Origin of the sequence: Myroides phaeus (assembly GCF_009799805.1) — a bacterium.
GTDB lineage: Bacteria > Bacteroidota > Bacteroidia > Flavobacteriales > Flavobacteriaceae > Flavobacterium > Flavobacterium phaeum_A.
On the sequence record NZ_CP047050.1, the window covers coordinates 2,227,279 to 2,248,077 of the forward strand.

Annotated in this window: 15 protein-coding genes; 13 read left to right on the forward strand and 2 right to left on the reverse strand. The window is 37.1% G+C overall.

The features are described from left to right. Positions 1-94 precede the first annotated feature (94 nt). The 5 genes from GQS07_RS09985 to GQS07_RS10005 all read left to right on the forward strand — a co-directional run bounded on the left by GQS07_RS09985 (position 95) and on the right by GQS07_RS10005 (position 7,888). Positions 95-4,567 (forward strand): translocation/assembly module TamB domain-containing protein, encoded by a 4,473-nt coding sequence (locus GQS07_RS09985; RefSeq protein ID WP_233269265.1) that lies wholly within the window; start codon positions 95-97, stop codon positions 4,565-4,567. Between the two features lie 71 nt (positions 4,568-4,638). Beyond that, the gene (gene pfkA, locus GQS07_RS09990; protein ID WP_158210668.1) at positions 4,639-5,625 is read left to right on the forward strand and encodes a 6-phosphofructokinase; all 987 of its coding nucleotides are present in this window, start codon (positions 4,639-4,641) and stop codon (positions 5,623-5,625) included. A gap of 21 nt (positions 5,626-5,646) precedes the next feature. Continuing rightward, on the forward strand, positions 5,647-6,648 hold the full coding sequence (gap, locus tag GQS07_RS09995) for a type I glyceraldehyde-3-phosphate dehydrogenase (protein WP_158210669.1): 1,002 nt from the start codon (positions 5,647-5,649) through the stop codon (positions 6,646-6,648). Positions 6,649-6,661: 13 nt separating this feature from the next. Beyond that, positions 6,662-7,507 (forward strand): BadF/BadG/BcrA/BcrD ATPase family protein, encoded by an 846-nt coding sequence (locus GQS07_RS10000; RefSeq protein WP_158210670.1) that lies wholly within the window; start codon positions 6,662-6,664, stop codon positions 7,505-7,507. Positions 7,508-7,519: 12 nt separating this feature from the next. Continuing rightward, positions 7,520-7,888 carry a methylglyoxal synthase gene (locus GQS07_RS10005; protein ID WP_090406078.1) on the forward strand — a complete coding sequence of 123 codons (369 nt, stop codon included), beginning with the start codon at positions 7,520-7,522 and terminating at the stop codon, positions 7,886-7,888. A gap of 469 nt (positions 7,889-8,357) precedes the next feature. Here the strand turns inward: GQS07_RS10005 and GQS07_RS10010 are convergent, their stop codons facing one another. Both GQS07_RS10010 and GQS07_RS10015 read right to left on the reverse strand, forming a co-directional pair. Further along, positions 8,358-8,738 (reverse strand): RidA family protein, encoded by a 381-nt coding sequence (locus GQS07_RS10010; RefSeq protein WP_158210671.1) that lies wholly within the window; start codon positions 8,736-8,738, stop codon positions 8,358-8,360. A gap of 27 nt (positions 8,739-8,765) precedes the next feature. Next, positions 8,766-11,474, reverse strand: a complete 2,709-nt coding sequence (locus GQS07_RS10015; RefSeq protein ID WP_158210672.1) for a putative LPS assembly protein LptD — start codon at positions 11,472-11,474, stop codon at positions 8,766-8,768. A gap of 123 nt (positions 11,475-11,597) precedes the next feature. Between GQS07_RS10015 and GQS07_RS10020 the strand changes: the two genes are divergently transcribed. The 8 genes from GQS07_RS10020 (at position 11,598) to GQS07_RS10055 (ending at position 20,794) form a co-directional block, all read left to right on the forward strand. After that, a complete protein-coding gene (locus tag GQS07_RS10020) occupies positions 11,598-12,740 on the forward strand; it encodes an N-acetylmuramoyl-L-alanine amidase (RefSeq protein WP_158210673.1) in 1,143 nt (380 codons plus the stop codon). Between the two features lie 56 nt (positions 12,741-12,796). Then, a complete protein-coding gene (locus tag GQS07_RS10025) occupies positions 12,797-13,756 on the forward strand; it encodes an MlaD family protein (protein WP_158210674.1) in 960 nt (319 codons plus the stop codon). 54 nt (positions 13,757-13,810) lie between these two features. Beyond that, positions 13,811-15,136 (forward strand): (Fe-S)-binding protein, encoded by a 1,326-nt coding sequence (locus tag GQS07_RS10030; RefSeq protein WP_158210675.1) that lies wholly within the window; start codon positions 13,811-13,813, stop codon positions 15,134-15,136. Positions 15,137-15,189: 53 nt separating this feature from the next. Beyond that, positions 15,190-15,981 (forward strand): (Fe-S)-binding protein, encoded by a 792-nt coding sequence (locus tag GQS07_RS10035; RefSeq protein ID WP_158210676.1) that lies wholly within the window; start codon positions 15,190-15,192, stop codon positions 15,979-15,981. Between the two features lie 5 nt (positions 15,982-15,986). Next, positions 15,987-16,472, forward strand: coding sequence for an ABC transporter ATPase (locus tag GQS07_RS10040; protein WP_158210677.1), 486 nt, complete (start codon positions 15,987-15,989; stop codon positions 16,470-16,472). An 85-nt stretch (positions 16,473-16,557) separates the two neighbouring features. Then, positions 16,558-19,437 carry a glycoside hydrolase family 3 N-terminal domain-containing protein gene (locus GQS07_RS10045; RefSeq protein ID WP_158210678.1) on the forward strand — a complete coding sequence of 960 codons (2,880 nt, stop codon included), beginning with the start codon at positions 16,558-16,560 and terminating at the stop codon, positions 19,435-19,437. Positions 19,438-19,960: 523 nt separating this feature from the next. Next, positions 19,961-20,446, forward strand: a complete 486-nt coding sequence (locus GQS07_RS10050; protein ID WP_158210679.1) for a hypothetical protein — start codon at positions 19,961-19,963, stop codon at positions 20,444-20,446. A gap of 6 nt (positions 20,447-20,452) precedes the next feature. After that, complete coding sequence (locus GQS07_RS10055; protein WP_158210680.1) at positions 20,453-20,794, forward strand: helix-turn-helix transcriptional regulator; 342 nt, start codon at positions 20,453-20,455, stop codon at positions 20,792-20,794. Positions 20,795-20,799 lie beyond the last annotated feature (5 nt).

The window sequence follows — 20,799 nt, forward strand, 5'->3', positions numbered from 1 at the left end:
TGTGAGTTGTTAGTTTTTTAACTAAACTACGGTAGATTGAGGCAAATTTAAAACATTATACGTTATCAAAAAATTTAAAAAAATAGTTTTTCGCTTGGTTTTAGGGCTGTTTGCTCTGCTTATACTTACAGCAGGGGCATTGCTATTACCACCTGTACAAACGTACTTGGCTAAAGAGGCGATGAACTCTATCAATTCAAAGTTCGGTACTGATATTCATATTGATAAGTTGGCTCTGGACATCTTTGGTGGCATTAACCTAAAAGGGGTAGAGGCAAAGGATATTAAGGGCAACGACTTTCTTTATATAAAGAGTTTTAAAACGCGTATCCTTGACTTTAAGGAGTTAACGCAGGGTCGTTTGTTTTTTGGCAATGCGTACATCGACAGTTTGTATTTGCGTATTCACAAGTATAAGGGAGAAGAAGAAACGACGTTAGATCACTTTATCAACGCTTTTGACGACGGAAAACCGGGAGAGGGTAAGTTCAGATTGAAGTCGCCTTTGGTTACGTTGAAAGGAACACACCTGATTATTTCGGATGAAACAGCGGAGACGGAAGTAGCGGTGGACTTTAAGGATATTGAGGGACAAGTGAAGGACTTCTTTATTAAGGGGCCGGATATTTACGGGAATATTTTACACGCAAAGTTTGATGATCATTGGGGAATGGGCTTGAAAAACCTGTCGGGTGATTTTTCTCATACGAAGACAAGTATCGGGGTGAAGGACTTGAATATCGTAACGAATAAGTCGGCGATTGAAGGGGACTTAGAGTTTACTTACGCGCTTGGGGATATGAAGTATTTTGCTGATAAAGTGAATTGGAACTTTGATATTAGAAATGCGTCTTTGAATACGTCTGATTTGAATGTGTTTACGGGGGTGTTTTCTGAGAATAAAAACGTGTTTGTACGTGGGCATATTGATGGAGTGATGAACGACTTCTTTATGAAGAACGTGAACTTGGTGGATGAGAATACGTCTAATGTGCGTGGGTTATTCCACTTTAAAAACGTGTTTGACAAAGACAAGCCGTTCTGGATGAACGCAAATGTTGATAGATTGTATGTTACGCGTAATAACTTGGTGGGCTTGATGCCAGAGATATTGGGTAGTTTACTGCCAGAGCAATTGTCTGCTTTAGGTAATGTGAACTTGCAAGGGGATATTGAGTTGACTAAGCGTACATTGGATACAAATGTGCATATTCTGACGTCTATCGGTAAGGGTATTGCTATTGTTGAGATAGAGAATTTAGATAATCCGGATAAGGCTGCTTATAAGGGGAATGTGATCTTGGATCAGTTTGACTTAGGGGAGTTTATCAATAACCACAATTTTGGGGTAACGTCGTTAAACTTAGATATTGACGGTGTTGGGTTTAACCAAAAATCCCTAAACACTTCTGTAAAGGGAGATGTGTTCTCTTTTGTGTTTAACAAGTATAAGTACACTGGCTTGGCGGTAGATGGTTTTATGAAAATGCCGTATTACCGCGGATTAGTACACAGTCAGGATCCTAACTTGAAGTTGGACTTTAATGGGGTGATTGACTTGAGTGCGGAGGTGAAGAACTACGACTTTGAAGCGGATATTGACTATGCTGATTTACACGCACTTCGCTTAGTAAACGATACGTTGGCTAAGTTTAGTGGGGCGTTTGAGTTTAAAGCAGCTGGAAATACATTAGATGATTTGGCAGGGGAGTTTACGATTCACCAAGCCCACTACGAGAACAGTAAAGATGCTTATATTTTTGACAACTTTACGTTGACTTCTTCGTTTAATGAGGAAAGAGAGCGCTTGATTTCTATGAGCTCGAAAGAGGCGATTGACGGGTATGTGAAAGGGAAGTTTTCGTTTGCAGATTTAAAGTCGCTGTTTACAAATGCCTTGGGTAGTTTGTATACGAACTATTCGCCTTATAAGATTAAGGAGGGACAGTATCTTGATTTTGATATTACGGTTCACAATAGGTTGATTGAGGTGTTCTTACCACAATTAACGGTTAGTGCTTTGACTCACGTGGAAGGGGTGATTGACAACGACAACAACGAGTTTAAGTTAAACTTTAATTCGCCAAGCATAGGCATTGATAAGTTTTCGTTTTTCAATATTCTGTTAGACGTAAACAATTCTAACCCACTTTATAATGCGTATGTGTCGATTGACAGTGTGAAGTCAAACGTGTATAAGGTTACGGACTTTAACTTAATTAACCTTACCTATAATGATACGCTTTTTGTGCGTTCAGAGTTTAAAGGAGGGGCAAATAACAAGGATAAGTTTAACCTGAACTTATTCCACACGATAAACGAGGAAAACTTGTCTGTGGTTGGGTTTAAGAAATCGGAGGTGTTCTTTAAGGACTTCTTGTGGAGTATTAACGAAAAAGAAAACAAAGAGAATAAGTTGGTTTTCAACAAGAAGCTGACGGACTTTATTATAGACGGATTGACGCTTTCGCACAACGGGCAGGAGGTAAACTTAAACGGGGTGGTACGCGATTCGACGTACAAGAACTTTGATTTAGTGTTTACAAATGTTGACTTGGCTAAGATTACTCCAGATATCAGTAATATTGAGTTTGCAGGTAATTTAAATGGGGATGTTCACTTCTCTCAGAAGAAAGAGGTGTTTCAACCAAGAGCTAATATCGGTATTGATTCGCTATTCATCAATAAAGTACACGCGGGAGACTTGAAGTTTAACGTAGATGGTGATGATCGTTTAGAGAAGTTTACGGTGGAGTCAAGTATCGTTGATAAAGATGAAGAACGTTTCTACTTAAACGGAAACGTGGATATATTGAATAAGCAGACGTATCTGAACTTGGAATCAGGGTTTAGAGGGTTTAGAGTGAAGGCGATAGAACCGCTATTGCAGACGATTGTGTCTGATGTGCGTGGAACGACTTCAGGTAAGATTACTATTCAGGGTACGGCGAGTAAGCCTGACGTGAATGGGCGTTTGCATTTGAACAATGCCGGAATGACGTCTAAGTTTACCGGTGTGGATTACAACTTTGAAGAAGATGCTGCATTAGACTTGACAGAGCGACAGTTTATTTTGCGCAAGGTGAAGATTATAGACAGTAAGTATAAGACGGAAGGGTTTGTAGATGGAGAAATATCGCATAAGATGTTTAACGATTGGTCGCTTAATTTAGGGCTGACATCTACTAACTTGTTGGCACTGGATACAAAGTTTGAAGAGGGGAGTTTGTACTACGGACAGGCGTTTATTAACGGTTCGGCTAAGTTGAGTGGTCCTGTTGAGATGTTGGCGATTAACATTAACGCTACGTCAAACAAAGGAACGTCTATCAAGATTCCACTTAAAGAAGCTCAAAATACGGGTGAAAACAATTTCATCCACTTCTTGTCGCCTAAAGAAAAACGTATGCGTTTACTTGGTAAAGACCAAGACTTGTATAAATACCGCAATAGTGGTATAGAACTTGACTTCGAGTTCATCGTTACGCCTGATGCGGAGATTGAGATTATCTTAGATAGAGAGTCTGGTCACGCTATGAAAGGAAAAGGAGCGGGGTTCATTACAATGGAGATTAACACTCTTGGGAAGTTCAATATGTGGGGAGATTTCCAAGCGTATGAGGGAGAGTACAACTTCAAATACGGAGGATTGATCGACAAGAAGTTCGTGGTTAAAAAGTACGGTACTATCAGATGGGATGGAGATCCGCTGAACGCTATTTTGGATTTACAGGCGATTTACCATACAGATGCTAACCCAAGTGTAATTATAGATAACTCGATTATCAATAGAAAAGTACCTACGGATGTGGCTATTGTGTTGAACGGTAGTTTGAGTAATCCGGAGGTTGACTTTGAGATTAACTTCCCTAATGTTAGTTCGGTTGTAAAATCGGAGTTAGATTATAAGTTGAGCGATAGAGATACGCGTGAAAGACAAGCGATGGCGTTGTTAGCAACAGGTTCGTTCTTCTCATCAGACAACTCATCGTCAACATTGGCGGGTAGTTTATTTGAACGTGCAAGTAGTATTTTTGACGATATTTTCTCTGATGAAGATGATAAGTTTAAAGTGGGACTTAACTATGCGCAAGGAGAGCGTAATCCGTATACAACAACAGAAGGACGTGTTGGTGTAACATTCTCTACGAAGGTAAACGACCGTATTTCTGTAAATGGTAAGTTAGGTGTGCCTGTTGGAGGAGTAGAACAATCGGTGATTGTTGGTGATGTTGAGGTGTTATTGCGTTTGAATGAAGCAGGTTCTTTAAGTGCGCGTTTCTTTAATAGAGAGAACGACATTAACTACATAGGAGAGGGAATCGGCTATACACAAGGTGTGGGTCTGACGTATGAAGTGGACTTTGATACGTTCAAGGAATTGTTGTCAAAAATCTTACATAGAGCAGATAAAAAGGACCGCGAGAAGAAATCAGATAAAAAACAAGATAATAATCGCTCAGAGGAGCTTCCTGATTCTGATTTTAACCGTGATTTCATTAAGTTTTATGAATCAAGACGCAAGCCTACATCAAATGAATCAAGCACTTATCCTTTAACAAAATAGTAGCTTTTTTAAGAAACAATTTAATTGTTAAAATCGCAATTAATCACTAAATTTACTCAAAACGATAAAATATGACTAAGGGGATTAGAAAGATTGGTGTTTTGACATCTGGAGGTGATGCTCCAGGTATGAACGCTGCTATTAGAGCTATTGTACGTACTTGTGCTTTTCACGATGTTATGTGTGTTGGAATCTTCAGAGGGTTTCAAGGACTTGTGGAAGGGGATTTTGAGGTATTAGGGCCTCGTGATGTAAACTACATCATTAATAAAGGTGGTACAATCTTGAAAACAGCTCGTTGTTCTGCTTTTAAAACAGAAGAAGGTCGTAAAACAGCTTATGAAAATATAAAGAATGCACAGCTTGATGCTTTAATTGTGATTGGTGGAGACGGTAGTTTCACTGGGGCAATGGTGCTAAGTAAAGAATTTGATATTCCTGTAATGGGAATACCAGGTACAATTGACAATGATATTCACGGAACAAGCCACACAATCGGTTTTGATACGGCGTTAAACACAGTTGTTGACGCAGTGGATAAGATTAGAGATACGGCGAGTTCACACAAACGTCTTTTCTTCGTTGAGGTTATGGGACGTGATGCAGGGCATATCGCTTTAAATGCGGGTATTGGTGCTGGTGCAGAAGAGATTATCATTCCTGAAGAGAATATGGGACTTGAGCGCTTGTTAGAGTCGCTTCAGAAAAGTAAGCTAACAGGAAAATCGTCAAGTATTGTACTTGTAGCTGAGGGAGAAAAACTTGGTAAGAGTGTTTTTGAACTTGGTGCATATGTAGAAGAAAATTTACCTGAGTATGATGTACGCGTGTCTGTGTTAGGCCATATGCAAAGAGGTGGAGCTCCATCTTGTTTTGACAGGGTGTTAGCAAGTAGATTGAGCGTGAAGGCAGTGGAAACTTTAATAGAGGGTAAACGCAATTATATGGTTGGTTTACTTAACGATCAAGTTGCTTTAACTCCTTTAGAGCAAGCCGTAAAAGGACATTCACAAATAGATGCTGAGTTACTTAGGGTATCTGATATAATTAGTATTTAATAATTAAAAAAATTTTTGAAGATGAAAACTAGAATTGGGATTAATGGTTTTGGACGTATTGGACGTTTAATGTTGAGAGAAGCAGCAAAATATAACAATGTAGAAATTGTAGCGGTAAATGATTTAATGACTGTAGAGCAATTAGCTTACTTAATTAAGTTTGACTCTGTTCACGGTCGTTTTGATGGTACTGTTGAGATTAAAGATGGAAATTTAGTTGTTAATGGACAAACTATCCGCGTTACTGCTGAGAAAGATCCTTCATTATTGAAATGGAACGAGGTAAACGTTGATATTGTTGCTGATTGTACAGGTATTTTCAAAGACTTAGCTGGTGCTCAAAAACACATTGATGCTGGTGCGAAAAAAGTATTGATTTCTGCTCCGTCTCCAGATGCTCCTATGTATGTAATGGGGGTTAACCATAAAGAATTAAAAGCAACTGATACTATCGTTTCTAACGCTTCTTGTACTACTAACTGTTTAGCTCCGATTGCTAAAGTTATTAATGACAACTTTGGTATTGTTGAAGGGTTAATGACTACTATTCACGCTGCTACTGCAACTCAGTACACAGTTGATGGTCCGTCTAAAAAGGACTTTAGAGGTGGTCGTTCAGCATTAGTAAATATGATTCCTGCTTCAACAGGTGCTGCTAAAGCGGTTGGAAAAGTTATTCCTGAATTAAAAGGGAAATTAACAGGTATGTCAATGCGTGTTCCTACAGCTGACGTTTCTGCAGTAGATTTAACTGTAAAAGTAGCGAAAGAAACTTCTTACGAAGAGATTATGGCTGTATTGAAAAAAGCAAGTGAGAACGAATTAAAAGGTATTATGGCTTATGTAGAGGATGACGTTGTTTCTCAAGACTTCGTTTCTGATCCACATACTTGTATCGTTGACTCTAAAGCGGGTATCGCATTAAATAGTACTTTCTACAAATTCATCGCTTGGTATGATAACGAGTACGGATATTCTGCTAAGATGATTGAGATGGCTATTTTAATGAATACTGTTAAGTAATTAAATAGATTGAATGAAGATAATCGTTGATAGTGGTTCTACTAAAGCCGATTGGATCTTCTTTGACCAGAATAATAATGTAACAACTTCAGTGACAAGCTTAGGGCTTAATCCTGAAGTTGTTTCTTTAGATGAGTTCTTTACTCGCGTAAATACTGTTCCTGATATTTCAAAGAACAAAGACGCGGTTAAAGAACTTTATTTTTATGGTGCAGGGTGTGGGTCTGATCGTACGAATAGTATTGTTAAGAACTTTTTTGAAGGGTATTTTACGAATTGTACAGCAATTCACGTTCACGAAGATACGTATGCAGCTATCTATGCTACGGTAGATCGTGGGGAAAGTGGAATTGTATGTATTAATGGTACGGGGTCAAATGTTTCATATTTTGATGGCGTGAAAGTACACCAACGCATACAGTCGCTTGGTTTTATGGCGATGGATGATTGTAGTGGTAGTTCTTTTGGGCGCTTGCTTTTGAAAAGTTATTTTCTAAGAATGTTGCCGATTGATTTGGCTATTGCGTTCTCGGCAAAGTATGATATTGATGCAGACGTAGTAAAGTACAACTTCTATAAAAAGGAGAATCCGAATGCTTATATGGCGTCTTTTTTGCCGTTTTTAATTGAGTATAAAGATCATCCGTATTTTCAAGAAATGATACGCGAACAAGTAGATTTCTTTGTTACTAATTACATCAAAAATAACCCGGAATACGTTGATGTTCCTGTGCATTTTGTCGGTTCGGTTGCTTACTTTTTGCAAGACGAATTTAGAAAGGTGTTAGCAGATCACAATATCAAAGTAGGGAAGATTATACAGAAACCGTTAGATGGTTTAATATTGTATCACAAATAAAAAATGTAGGTTATGGAAATAGCAATTGTAGCACACGATGCTAAGAAAAAAGAGCTGTTAGATTTTATCAAGAAGAATCGCGATATATTAACGGCAGAGGGAATTTCTTTGATTGGTACTGGTACAACTGGTAGTATGGCTCAGGATGCTGGTTTTGAAGTTAGACGAATGCTTTCTGGTCCAATGGGAGGTGATGCGCAGATCGCTGGTCGCGTTGCTGAAGGTAAAACAGGTATGGTACTTTTCTTTAAAGACCCGCTTGGAAAACACCCACACGAACCAGATATTAATATGTTGTTACGTGTTTGTGACGTACATAATGTGCCTTTAGCTACGAATGAAGCTTCGGCTCAGTTACTTTTAAATGCGATAAGTAAATAGGTACTATTTGCTTGAATGTATAAACGCTGTGAATGCTTTTCATAGCGTTTTTTTTGTGCTTATTTTTAAGGTGTTATTTTAGTTTACTACATTTTTTTTGAATATATAAATTGCTTTGAATACGGATGTATTTTGGAAATAGCAGAAGTTTAACACGTGTTTTGATAGTACCATGTTCGAGACTTCTACCACATTTGTCCCACATTAGTTCGGAAATAAGCCTTTTTACCGAAGGAGTGTGGTAGTAATGTGGTAGAAGTGTGGTATATGATACGGGTAATTCAAGATACAAAGGCGATTACCTCTGTATTAGGAGTGGTGTTTAGTTTGAAAAAGGATAAGTTATCGTTTAGGGTTGTATAGAAGGGAGCTGTTGTGTTTTTAGCTAAATAAGCTAACAGAAGTGGTGTTTAAAAAGAAAAGCCCTTAAAACTTAATTTAAGGGCTTTTAGTATAATGTGCTGATTGCTTATTTACTTGCAATCATTGAAATCTCTACGTTTACATTACGTGGTAATTTTACCACTTGAATACACTCTCTTGCTGGAGCAGTTTCGATAGTGAAGAAGCTTCCGTAAACCTCGTTTACTTTAGCAAAGTCGTTCATATCAGTTAAGAAAATAGTTGACTTTACAACGTTTTCAAAAGTTAATCCAGCTGCTTCAAGAATCGCTTCTAAGTTTGCCATTACTTGTTTTGCTTCGTCTTCAATTCCTGTTGTAACCAGCGTTTCTGTTGCTTGGTTAAAAGGAATCTGACCAGAGATAAAAAGTAAATCACCTACCATTACCGAGTGGTTGTATGGTCCGATTGGTGCTGGAGCTTTGTCTGAGTTTATGATCTTTTTCATCTTGTAAATATTTTCTTATTTGGTTTATTATCTATAAATCTTGTCTGGTGCTTTTCTCTTTTCCCACTTGATGTCGCTCAACATTGAAGAACGAATACCGATGAAGAATCCCCAACTTTGGTAAGGTCCAATTGGAACCCAAGAGAAGTCCATACGCCAGCTCATTAAGTCTCTTTCAAATCGCAACTGTGTAAACGTTACACCTTTTTGAACGAAGTCGTAACCAGTTGAAACTCCAACTCTCCACTTAGGAGTTAATTCTACGTTTCCTGAAACCATCACTGAATTGTTTACGATTTCATTTTGACGAGACGAGTTGTTGTACGTTAACGAGTAAGCGAACGTTAAGTCCCACGGTAGTTTAGCGTTGAAGAAACCTTCGAAATCTCTTTCTTCATCTTGATCGCCAAGCATACTCTTTCTGTTGTCTCCTAACTCCATTGAACGACCAAATAAATCATCCGGACGTCCACCGTTGTCAACTGAGTTTTGATTGTCTTTTGCAGAACCACCAAACATTGCATCTTGACTTGACATTGACCAGTTAACTGTCATATTCGCACTTGTTAATCTGAATAAACTACCACCGTTGTTGATGTTGTATGTGTCAATACGACGGTTGTTGTTGTCAAGTGCATAGGGGTCTAACGTTGCTCCGAAGTTAATCTGCATTTTCTCTTTGAAAAGAGAAGTACCAGCACTAACACGCATTGGAGACCATTTTAACGAGTCAGCAGACATATTATAACTTGTAGAGAAGTTTAAGCTGTTTAACAACATTACTTTCTTCGCTTCTCCTTTTTCGTTTTCGTCATCTCTAACTTTCGCTTCAAAGGTGTTACTCAATCCGAAGTTCATCATATTTGACATTGTCTTACCAGGTGCGCCAAAAATACCTCCTTGGAATCGGGTGTACTCTTGCATTGTCTGTCCTGTTGCATCAATTGCGTAAGTGTCGTAATACTTTTCAAAGCTCGGTGTGTATGAGTAACCAACACTTGGACGCATTACGTGGCGAATAGCCTGTAGTTTTGCGTCTTTACTGAAGTTAAACGTACCATAAATAGTAGTTCCGATGCTTGCGTTAAAGTTATACGTTCTATAACTGTCAAAACCATTAACGCGGATATCTTCAACCTTGTTCTTTTCTGGATTGTATTCCTTTTTGATTGTATTAAAGTACCAAACTTCGTTGAAAGCACCCCCTGCAGAAACAGAGAAATATTTAAACAACTTAAAGTTTGTAGAAATTGGAATACTGTGTTGGAATCCGGTGTTTAAACTATCAAACATTTCTCTTTTAAAGAAGAAGTCTTCGTGTGTTCTAACGCGGTTTTCTCCACGAACAGAGTATGTAAGGTTTAAGTTCTTAATAAGTCCTTTTTTAGCTCCAAACTTCGGTGCGAAAGGGAACACACGGTCCACGTTCACTTGTAAAGTTGGAAGGGTCATATTAATCTCCTTAGTATTTGTCGATTGTGAGTGCGTAGCCGTTAACGACATATTCACTTGTGGTACACCTTCAAACGTACGTTGGTAGCTGATAGAAGAACTCATAGTGTTGTTCATAGAAGCCCCCACGTTATACGTGTTGTTTGACTGTCTGAAGTACTGGCTACTACCTAAGTTTACCGAAGCAGAGAAACGTGAACTCGGATTAGCTTTACTATCCTGGTTGTGGTTCCACTGAATATTGTACATTTTACTTGATGAGTAATCAGGTAGTCCTTTTTCAGAGAAGATATTGTTTTCATACCTCACTAAAACACGGCCATTGTACTTATATCGTTGAGCGTATGAACTGTTTAAACGCAATCCCCAGCTTCCGTTGGTGTAGTAATCTCCTAAAACGTTTAAATCTACCTTATCACTAATAGCAAAGTAGTACCCCCCGTTTTGAATATAGTATCCTTGTTGGTTGGTATCCCCGAAACTTGGAATGATAAATCCAGATTCAGCTTTCTCCGACATAGGGAAAAATGCGAATGGCAATCCAAGAGGGGTAGGTACGTCAGCAATAACCATATTGGTTACCCCTGTAATAACCTTTTTACCAGGTACAAGTTTAATCTTTCTTGTTTTGAAGTAATATTCAGGATCGTCAAGGTCTTTAGCAGTAGTAAAGATAACGTCCTTCATAAAGTAAACAGAGTCGTTTTCTTTCTTTGTAATTTCAGACTTAATTCTAAATTCCCCTTGTGAAGTACGCGACTTCCATACCAAGGCTTTTTTGGTTTTAGAGTTAAAGCGGATAGAATCAGGCTCAACGATTTGGTCTCCTTGTTTAAACACAGGAAACTGGTGCATATTACCCACACTGTCTTTGATACCCCCAGCAGATATTTCGCTTGTTTCGTAATTGAAAACAATCTTACCCGCTGTAAGTTCGAAGTCTTGGTATTTTACTTCCGCCTCGTTATATAAAGTGATTTCTTTCTTCTTTAAGTCAAGTTTTTCATAGTCCTTCGCCTTTCTATAGACCATATCCTCTAAAAGAGGCTTCTCTTTAGGCGTTAAAGTGTCAGTTTTGACATCTTTTTTCGGATCTTTTTTTGCCTCATTTTTAGGCACAGACGTAGTTGCTGTAGCGTCCTTAGTTGTTGCTACAGAGTCTTTTGGAGTAGAGGAATTAACCGGTACGTATTTTTTATTAAATTCTTGTGCAGTGCTTTTTTGAGAGAAAATGGCACTAAAAGTGAATAAAATAAAAACGATATTAAAAATATTTGTTCGCAAACCTATATATATGCTATTTTTGTAAAACTAAGCTCGTTTTTTAAAACGTGTCAAACTTACATATATTTTTTCTGAAAAATGTAATTTTTATTCAAATTATAAAACATTATAAATATCAATTTTATGAATTGCAGTCGTTCTAAACTGTTCGCATTACTAACATTTTTATTAGTTTGTTTTTCTGTATCAGCACAGAAAGGCCAAAAGTTTAAAGTTGTATTAGACCCTGGTCACGGGGGACAAGATACAGGTACAAATCACAAGAAGAATGTTGAGAAAGACATCGTTCTTGCTGTGGCATTGGAAGTAGGGAAGATTTTAGAAAAACAATCGGATATTGATGTGTACTACACGCGTAAAACAGACGTGTTTGTACCAGTTAGAGAAAGATCGGTATTAGCCAATAAAAATAACGGTAATGTATTCGTATCTATTCACTGTAATGGGGTAAACTCAGAAGCAGCGTCAGGAACGGAAACTTTCGTAATGGGTTTAAGTAAAAACAAATCTAACCTTGACGTAGCAAAAACGGAGAACTCGGTTATTATGATGGAGGACGACTATAAGACAAAGTACGCAGGATTTGATCCATCATCTCCAGAGTCTATTATCGGGTTGACGTTAATCCAAGAAGACTACATCCACCAAAGTATTGATTTGGCAGGAAGAGTACAAGACGGGTTTACAAACGATTTAAAGAGAAAGAACAGAGGAGTGAAGCAAGGGCCGTTCTGGGTATTACACGGAGCGTTTATGCCAAGTATCCTTATTGAGTTAGGATTCGTATCTAACCCGGCTGAGGGAGCTTACCTTTCTTCATCAAAGGGTCAAAAAGAGTTAGCTTCTTCAATTGCAAAGGGAATTATGGCTTATAAAGCAGCATATTACGGTGGAGGAAGTGTAATTGTAGCAGATAAAACTGATGTAGCACCAAGTAAATCTACGACAACTACGACAGCAACTGCTACTAAGAATAATTCTAAAAATAGTACTGCAAGTACAAAAAATAACAAGAATGTCGAATTTAAAGTGCAAATTGCAGCGAGTGCGAAGGTATTAGCTTTAAAACCACAGAATTTTGGTGGGCTAAAGGGGGTTACTATGCAGAAATCAGGTAAATTAAACAAGTATTTCTACGGTAGTACAAGTGATCATGCAACAGCTAAAAAACTAATGCAAGAAGCTAAATCAAAAGGACATAAATCAGCATTCATCGTCGCTTATAAAAACGGAAAGTCTGTAAGCGTAGAAGAAGCTTTAAAATAATATCGATTGCGTAAAGAATAAAAGTTTATTTTTGCGTGTATTAAAAAGAACAAGTTTTGAAAATATCAAAAGAAATTAAGACAGCTATTTTAGTATTAGGGGCAATTGCACTATTTATTTGGGGATATTCTTTCTTAAAAGGAAGTAACATTTTCGATAACAGTACTAAATACTATGTGGAGTATGACAATGTAGAAGGCTTAACAATGTCTTCTAATGTTACAATCAACGGTTTAGTAGTTGGTAAAGTCTCTAAAATCAGTTTAGACAACAAAACAGGGAAACTAAATGTAGAGTTATTAATGACTCAAAAAGTAGATATTGCTAAAAGCAGCGTTGCTACAATCTATTCACCAGGATTAATTGGAGATAAAGCAATTATGATTAACCCTCAGTTTGGTGATTCAAATTACGCTCAGTCAGGGGACTTCATTAAAGGAGAACTACAAAAAGATATGACTGACAAGTTAACAGAAGAAATATTGCCTTTAAAAGATAAAGTAGAGGCGGTATTGGCTAATGCTAACGAAATGATCCTTGCTTTAAACAGCATTATGGATGAAAAAATGCAAGCAGACTTAAAAGGTGCGGTTCAGGAATTAAACGGAACATTAGCTGGAGCAAACAAGATGATTGCTACATCAGGACCTAAGTTAGACGGTACATTGAACAACTTGAATACAATGAGTACTAACTTTGCTGCACTATCTTCAGATTTAAAAACTTTGGATATTCAATCTACGTTTACTAAATTAGACAATGCAACTACCAATATGGATAAAATTATGGCAGATATCCAAAGCGGTAAAGGTTCAGTTGGTAAATTGTTGAAAGACGAAGAACTATACGCTAACCTTACAGGAGCATCAAAAGAATTAGAATTACTATTAGGTGATTTGAAAAACAATCCAAAACGTTATGTTCATTTCTCATTATTTGGTAAAAAGGCGACACCTTACCAAGGAAAAGAAGGAGAGACAGTAATTGTAGTGGAAGAGAATAAAGAGAATAACTAAACCAAACAACCAACAAAGATCAACTAACAATTTTTTGAAACAATTATTACTACTATGCAGTATTTAGGCCAAGTATTATTTTTACTTCTATTAGTTGTTGGTTTTGGCTTTTTCATTAAAAATATAAAGAAGCTAATCCGCAACATTAAATTAGGACGTGATATCGATCGTTCTGATAACCCAAAAGAACGCTGGAAAAATATGATTCGCGTTGCTTTAGGGCAATCGAAAATGGTTAAAAGACCTATCCCAGCAATTCTACACATCTTTGTATATGTAGGTTTTGTGATTATTAACATTGAGATGTTAGAAATCATTATAGACGGTTTATTTGGTACCCACAGAGCGTTCTCGTTCTTAGGTTCAGGATATAACTTCTTGATAGGATTCTTTGAAATACTTGCATTCCTTGTAATATTTGGAGTTGTAGTATTTTGGATCAGAAGAAATGTAATCAAGCTTAAGCGTTTTAACCAACCAGAAATGGAAGGATGGGCTAAGCGTGATGCTAACAATATTATTTACATTGAAACAATTTTAATGTGTTTCTTTTTAGTAATGAATGCGGCAGATTACTTCTTACAAACGCAATCTTATACACACTATAACGAAGCAGGAGCATTCCCAATCTCAGGATTTATTAGTCCTATTTTTGACGGAATGAACCTTACTACGGTTGCTTTTATAGAGCGTTTTTGTTGGTGGGCACACATTATAGGGGTGATGTTCTTTATGAACTACCTTTATTATTCAAAACACCTACACATTTTCTTGGCGTTCCCAAACACTTATTATGCGAACTTAGAGCCACAAGGAGAATTCGACAACTTAGAGTCTGTTAAAAAAGAAGTACAGTTGATGATGGATCCGAATGCAGACCCATTTGCAGCTCCAGCAGAACCGCAAGGTGAGCCAGAGAAATTTGGTGCGCAAGACGTAATGGATTTAAACTGGGTTCAGTTGATGAACGCATACTCTTGTACAGAGTGTGGTCGTTGTACATCATCTTGTCCACAAAATATTACAGGGAAGAAATTATCTCCACGTAAGATTATGATGTCAACACGTGATCGTTTAGAAGACGTAAGTAAAATTATGGATGCTAATAATGGTCAGTTTGTAGATGACGGTAAAACGTTGTTAAACGATTATATTACAGCAGAAGAACTTTGGGCTTGTAATACTTGTAATGCTTGTGTGGAAGAGTGTCCGATTGACATTAGTCCGTTGTCTATTATTATGGATATGAGACGTTATTTGGTAATGGAGCAAAGTGCTGCGCCAACAGAGTTAAACAATATGATGCAAAATATTGAGAACAATGGTGCACCTTGGCAGTATAACCAAATGGATCGATTAAACTGGAAAGACGAAAACTAATTAACTAACAATCATAATCCCTTAGGGAGATTATCACAATACATTCAAATATTATGTCAGAAAATTTAGTAGTGCCTACAATGGCTGAAATGATGGCAAAGGGCGAGCAACCAGAAGTTTTGTTTTGGGTTGGTTGTTCAGGGAGTTTTGACGATAGAGCAAAGAAGATTACAAAAGCATTCGTAAAAATATTAAATAAAGCAAAGGTTCCTTTTGCAGTTCTTGGTACAGAAGAAGGATGTACAGGAGACCCAGCAAAGAGAGCAGGAAACGAGTTTGCATTCCAAATGCAAGCAATGATGAATATCCAAGTTTTAGACGGATATGAAGTTAAGAAAATCGTTACTGCTTGTCCGCACTGCTTTAATACATTAAAGAATGAGTATCCTGGATTAGGAGGAAAATACGAAGTAGTACACCACACAGAGTTTCTTAAATCGCTTTTAGACGATGGAAGATTAACAATTGAAGGAGGAAACTTCAAAGGAAAGAGAATTACATTCCACGATCCTTGTTATTTAGGACGTGCGAATCAAGTTTATGAAGCACCACGTCAATTAATTGAAAAATTAGACGCAGAGCTTGTAGAAATGAAGCGTTCAAGACAGAATGGTTTTTGTTGTGGAGCTGGTGGAGCACAATTGTTCAAAGAACCAGAACACGGTAGCAAAGAAGTTCACGTAGAACGTACAGAAGAAGCGTTAGGAACTAATGCTGAAATCATTGCTGCAGGATGTCCGTTTTGTAATACAATGTTGACAGATGGTGTTAAGTTTAAAGACAAAGAACACGAAGTAAAAGTACTTGACGTGGCAGAGTTAATTGCAAATGCAGAAGATTTATAAGAGTTATGTACATACCATTTGAAGAAATGCCTGACCATTCTCGAGTTTGGATTTATCAATCAAATCGCAAATTCTCAGATGAGGAGGTTCAAGAAATAGACAAAGTTTTAGCGGACTTTACACAAGAGTGGGCTGCTCACGCAACACCATTACAAGCATCATACACTATTAAGTATAACCGATTCATCATCCTTGCGGTGGACCAAGAAGTACACGCAGCATCTGGATGTTCAATCGACGCATCAGTTGGAATGATTCAATCATTAGAACAAAAATACGGTGTTGACTTATTAGATAAGATGAATGTTACGTATAAAACAGGAGATTTCATTGCTTTTAAAACTTTATTAGAGTTTAAAACAATGGTAAAATCTAAGTCTGTTTCTGCTAATACTATTGTTTTCAATAATTTAGTAAATGATTTAGGAGAATTCAGTGAATACTGGGAAGTACCAGCAGCTGAAAGTTGGCATTCACGCTTTTTTAAGTAGATTGTAATCTCTAAATTTACAATATCAAAATCATCATCAAATTGTTTTTTGATGGTGATTTTTTTTTGACATAATAAAACAGCTAATGAAAAAACTCACATTATTACTTCTTATGGCAGCGTCAACTGCTATGGGGCAGAAAACCGTTGACAAGGTTAGACAAACGCAATGGGTTGACAGCGTTTATAATACGCTTACTTTAGAGCAACGCATTGGTCAATTGTTTATGGTGGCGGCTTATTCAAACAAGAATGAAGCACACACACAAAGTTTAGAAAAGTTAATTACAGAACAACATATAGGGGGACTTATCTTTTTTCAAGGTGGTCCAGTACGACAAGCGAATATGACTAATCGCTTGCAAAGTATGAGTACACTGCCTATGCTAATTGGTATTGATGGTGAATGGGGATTAAGTATGCGTTTAGATTCGACATACAAGTTTCCGTACAATATGACGCTGGGGGCAGTGCAAAACATGGATCTGATAGAAGAGTTAGGTGTTGCTATGGCAAAACAAGCGAAACGCTTAGGTTTACAGTTTAACTTTGGTCCTGTATTAGACATTAACATTAATCCGCAAAACCCTATTATCGGTGTACGTTCTTACGGAGAAACACGTGAGATAGTTACAGATAGAGCGATTGCTTTTACCAAAGGATACCAAAGCCAGAATGTATTTGCAACAGGTAAACACTTTCCTGGACACGGAGATACATCGACTGACTCACATCACAAACTACCTGTAATCAACCACGATAAAGGCAGATTAAACAAAGTAGAGTTGTGGCCATATAAGAAGATGTTTGACAACGACTTGTCAAGTGTTATGGTTGCTCACTTAAATATTCCTGCGTACGAACCAGATAGCAATGTACCAAGTTCACTATCTTATAATATCGTAACCAAGTTATTAAGAGAAGAAATGGGCTTTGAAGGGTTGATCTTTACTGATGCTTTGAATATGAAAGGGGCATCAAACTATTTGAAACCAGGGGAAGTAGACTTAGCTGCGTTTAATGCAGGAAACGATTTACTGTTGTTTTCTGAAGACGTGCCTACTGCGTTGACAAAAATTAAAGAGGCATATAGCAAAGGAGAAATCACTGAAAAGCGTTTAGCCTATTCAGTTAAGAAGATATTAGAATACAAGTTTAAGTCGAATATGACTAAGTTTGAGCCCATTAACACGACTACGTTAGTGGCAGACTTAAACGGGGCTGAATATGACGATTTAAACCAAAAGTTGTATAACGAGGCGATAACTGTTGTTAAGAATGACGATAAGTTAATCCCGTTTAAACACTTAGAAAAACAACGTATTGGGTATGTGAAGTTAGGAGATGACGATGGTAGTACGTTTTTAGAGATGTTGAAAAACTATGCAGATGTGCGAGAAGTTAATCCAACAGATTTAGATGAGATCAGTAAGTTTTCGACTATTGTGATTGGTTACCATAAAGTGGACAACCCTTGGCGTAATCACAACTTTTCAAATGAGGAGAAACAGCAGATTGTAGCTATAGCTAAGAAAACAAATACGGTATTGGTATCTTTTGCCAAGCCTTATGCTTTGTCTGGTTTGCCAACGTTTAACGGTATAAATACAGTTGTAGTTGGTTATCAGAACAACGCATTTGCACACAAAGCTGCTGCACAAGTGGTATTTGGAGCAATTGGATCAAAAGGGAAGTTACCTGTGTCTATTAATAGTCAGTATGAAGTAGAAACAGGAATTAAGACTAAACCAATCCAACGCTTGGGGTTTTCAAGTCCGGCAAATGAAGGGATGGACCCAGCTGTGTTGGCACAGATTGATAGCATTGCCAAGCGTGCTATCGAGAGAGAGCTAACACCAGGGATGCAGATATTGGTTGCCAGACACGGGAATGTTGTTTATCAAAAGTCGTTTGGTTACCATACGTATGATAAAACAACAGCTGTAAAGGACACCGACTTATATGATTTAGCATCGTTAACGAAGATATTGGGTAGTTTACCTATTTTAATTAAGATGTACGACCAACACAAGGTTACGATGGAGTCAAAGTTGGGTAATATGGTACCTGCGTTTAAAGGTACAGACAAAGCGAATATTACATTCAGAGATTTGTTGACACACCAATCTGGGTTACCAGCGTGGATTCCGTTTTACAAACGTACGTTAGATGAGAATAAGAAACCAGACGTTAGTTTGTACAGCTATTTTTACACGCCTGATTATCCTACGCAAGTATCGGAGAATTTATACATTAAAAAAGGGTATACTAACGAGATTTTAAAGCAAATAGGAGAGTCTACTTTATCAAAGAAAAAAGACTATAAATACAGTGACTTAGGGTTTATTTCGTTGAAAGAATTTATTGAAGCGAAGTATAATAGTACGTTAGACAAGGTAATTCAAGACGAGTTTTTCTTAAAAATGGGAATTACACACTTGACTTATTTACCATTGCAAAAGTTTGATATTGGAGTAATTCCACCAACGGAAGTTGACAATTACTACCGCTATACAACAGTACAAGGATACGTTCACGATATGGGAGCGGCGATGCAAGGAGGAGTAGCAGGACACGCAGGATTGTTTGGTTCGGCGTTGGATGTGGCAAAGGTAATGCAGATGTACTTGAATGAAGGGGAATATGGAGGAGAGCGTTTCTTTTCTAAATCGACATTCGACACATTTAACGACTGTGTTTATTGTGAAACTGGAAGTAGAAGAGGAATTGGTTTTGATAAACCGCAAGCAGAAGGTAAACCAGGACCAACGTGTGGTTGTGTATCTATGACAAGTTTTGGACATACTGGGTTTACAGGAACAATGGCGTGGGCAGATCCAGAGAAAGATTTAGTTTATATCTTCTTGGCCAACCGTACTTATCCGGATGCAACAATAAATAGGCTGTCTAAAGAAAACGTTAGAGAAAATATTCAGACTGTTATTTATGAGTCAATCGTGAAATAGTAGTTTACAAGATTATAGAGAAAAGAGGAGTTAGAGATAGCTCCTCTTTTTTTGTGGTCTTAAGGGATTGTGGTAGTGTTTGTGAAATTTCCATATTTCAGAATATTTCTGATGCATTGGTAAATATGGGAATTATGATGTGAGAGTTGATTTGTGTTTATTTGGGTAGTTGGTCAATCGGTTAGGTATTAAAAAAAGGAAGCAATATAAATTTCCATATTTCAGAATATTTCTGATGTAAAGGTAAATATGGGAATTATGATGCAAGAGTTGATTTGTGTTTATTTGACAATTAGTCACAATACTATAGACTTTAATAGTAGTAGTAAAGAAAGCAGTATAAATAGGATAAGTACCCTGTGTGAAGTGGCTTAGTATAAGATTGTAAAGTCCTAATGCTTTGATTTGTGGTGTTTTGTGTAATAAGATAGTAGTATATTGTATTAAGTTAAATATCTTTAAAATAAACTTATAAGTTGATTGTATAAAAATAATACCTATCTTTGCACCATACATTTATACAGTGCACTATTCAACAACAAGTATAAATGCCTATAGAAATATAATGGAAACTTGGACTGACCAAGAAAAGATATTACAATTTTTAAAAGAGAATAGACAAGACATCAATCCTAAGAGTAATATTTATGCTATTGCAGATTCAATTGCAGAGGAAAGTTATCAAATAGAAAGGAGTTTACTTGCTATAGTGAATTTAGAGCCTGTTTGTTTAGATAGGTTTTTTAGACAATTAGATAATCGTGAATTTCGTATTGTGCACTTGTCCTTAAGGAAAGGTAAAACACGTTATCTAAGACTCTATGCCGTTAGGATAGACTCATCAACATACGTAATAACAGGAGGAGCAGTTAAGTTGCCTTTGCAACATCTAATGCAAGATAGAGAATATACAAGTATTGAACTGCATAAATTACAGCAGGTTAAATTGTTTTTAGAAGACAATGGTATATTTGATGAAGACTCTTTTTATGAATTTTTAAATATTTAAACAAGCATGACAAATAAAGAAAAGTTTTTAGCACTTGTCTCTCCTGATGAAGGAAATACTGCAGCGTGGATTACTGAGCGTCAAGCTAATCGTGAATTGCATCGAACATCTCAAAAGATAGCGTTATTGATTCTAAAGCGATTGTCAGATTTGAATTGGAAGCAAAAAGACTTGGCTGAACGAATGAATGTTAGTCCACAACAAGTTAGTAAATGGGTAAAAGGAAAAGAGAATTTCAGAATTGAAACATTGCTTCATTTAGGAGAAGTGTTAGGAATAGCTTTGTTTCATATTCCACCTATAGCAGAGTCTAATGTTTCCTTGCTAAATGAAGGGGACAAAGAGTAGGTATT